Below are 2,003 nucleotides of genomic sequence, written 5' to 3' on the forward strand. Positions count from 1 at the left end.
GCAATGCATTGGAACGATGGCTGCAGACCAGGGAAGGCCCGGGGGGATCCTGGTTGCGGCGAGCAGAAACGCCACGCCGAGGCACAGACGGAATTCAAAAAAAGGCTCGCCGTTGAGGCGAGCCCAAATAGCAAAAGCCGAGGTGGTCAGACGGCTTCTACCCGCGCCCGAAGGTTAACATGCGGCGTCTACCGACCGAATAACATTAGTTAAGGAATAGCTAAAAATTCACGGCGTCTGCATCGCTGGAAACCTTTCGTCGGCTTCGGTCGGCGCCGTGTCACGTATTTGGAACGGTGGCAGAACCGACGGCGGTGACGCAGACCGGGTAGTCGAAAATCGGCGCGCCGAAAACGAGTTTGACCGGGAGCTGCGTGGTCAGCTCCCGGCCCCCGGTTGCCACCCCCGAGATCTCGCTGTGAATGTCGTACTACGATATAAAAGCCGGCGTTGGAATGGGGAACGGGCAATTTCTTTTGCGAGCCGCCCTGCATTGGGGAAAACAACTGCAGGCCCGGGAGCGCTGCCCCGCCGCCGCCGACCTTGCGAGTCTTTTTGCCTCGCCTGACGCTGTGCGCAATGCACACCAAAACTTCGCTGTCGTGTGGCTAATATGCATTGCGGTGTGTAGACTTAGCGGGTGAGGGATTTCACAGGGCATTGGGAGGACAACAAAATGCCACGGGTTTCGGAGCTTTTCTTCAAGACGGCCATCATCTTTCTCATCCTGGGCATAGCCGCCGGGTTGCAGATGGCGATTTCGGGCGACCACGGCGCCTTCCCGGCGCACGCCCACATCAACCTTCTCGGCTGGGTGACCAGCGCGATCTTCGGCGGTTACTACGCGCTCAATCCGGCCAAGGCCGAGCGCCGCATCGCCATGATCCACTACGGTCTCTACACGGTTGGCCTCGTGATCATGCTGCCGGCGCTCTACTGGATGCTGGCCGCAGGCCATCCGGAGATCGAGCCGGTCGTGGCGATCGGCTCGCTGATCGTCGCCGCCGCGGTGCTGACCTTTGCCTTCATCGTCTTCTCGTCCGCAGAGACGGTGCGCTCGGCCACGGTCGCTCCGGCGCAGTAACGGTGCACCCAACAGCGCGTCGCCTGAACCGGCCTAGTGCGACGCGCTCAATTGCTCGATCGCACGCGGCCAAGATTGGCACGTCATCCTGTGGCGGAGCAGGGAGCGAAGCGACGCGGCGCAGACTGCAGGCCGTAAGCTCAGAGCGTTACGACGGTGCAGGATTCTGCCGCGCTGCGTTCCTCGACGAGGTCACAGCGTGGGTTCTCGGGTCTTTGCTCCACTTCGCGTCGCTACGCCCAACGATGACGGCGTTGGGGCTTCGGCCGGACGCTGAGCCGCCTTACGGCAGCAGCCTCGGGAACAGCCGCGAGATCAGCGCGTGGACGATGCCGTCGCGCTCGAAGGGGCCGGGCAGCTTGGCGGGGGCGCCGGCGTCGCTCGCCTTGCTCTCGTCCGTGGCCCGGCCTTCGGCTTGCACGAGCCACAGCACGGCCACGAAGTAGCCTGCCTGCAGCACCACGCCCGCCAGGAACGTCCAGCCAAGCGACTGCCAGACGGACCCGGTGGACATGAACGTCCAGCCGAGAACCACCAGAAGCGTTGCCGTCATTCCCACAAGAAACTGCGGAAAATACATTTGCCCAACCGAGCGCCGCGACCAGTTAGGGTCTTCGACGATCTCGCCCATTGCTCTACCCATTTTGACCCTTGCACCTTTTCCGCCAGGATCGCAAGACTTCACGCGACCCCTTGCCATAGGTCTTAATTCCGGCCCGCCGAAGGACCTATGCCTGAGGAACCCAGCCGAGGCCGATTCCGTTCCCTCGCGGAACGATGATCAGGAGTAGCTAATGGACGGCAGCGTCAACGAGGCGCGCTGGCTTGTTGCGCCTGCTTCGTCTTCGCCGCTGCCGCAATGCTGCTGAGCTGAAGCCCTCCGACGATCGCCGCAGTGCCTCCCGCGAGCACGTCCCTT

The 2,003-nt window shown here is 62.6% G+C and carries 2 protein-coding genes; one reads left to right on the forward strand and one right to left on the reverse strand.

Annotation, left to right across the window (positions count from 1 at the left end):
• The first annotated feature begins 676 nt into the window (after positions 1–676).
• A complete protein-coding gene (locus EOA49_RS31695) occupies positions 677–1,084 on the forward strand; it encodes a hypothetical protein (RefSeq protein WP_127240495.1) in 408 nt (135 codons plus the stop codon).
• A 283-nt stretch (positions 1,085–1,367) separates the two neighbouring features.
• Here the strand turns inward: EOA49_RS31695 and EOA49_RS31700 are convergent, their stop codons facing one another.
• Positions 1,368–1,715, reverse strand: coding sequence for a hypothetical protein (locus EOA49_RS31700; protein ID WP_245299725.1), 348 nt, complete (start codon positions 1,713–1,715; stop codon positions 1,368–1,370).
• Positions 1,716–2,003: the final 288 nt, after the last annotated feature.

This window comes from Mesorhizobium sp. M1A.F.Ca.IN.020.04.1.1, from assembly GCF_003997315.1.
Taxonomy (GTDB): Bacteria; Pseudomonadota; Alphaproteobacteria; order Rhizobiales; family Rhizobiaceae; genus Mesorhizobium.

Bases quoted from the DNA above. Each gene is read 5' to 3' on its own strand.
- EOA49_RS31695 (WP_127240495.1), top strand. From the start codon at position 677: ATGCCACGGGTTTCGGAGCTTTTCTTCAAGACGGCCATCATCTTTCTC.
- EOA49_RS31700 (WP_245299725.1), bottom strand. From the start codon at position 1,715: ATGGGCGAGATCGTCGAAGACCCTAACTGGTCGCGGCGCTCGGTTGGG.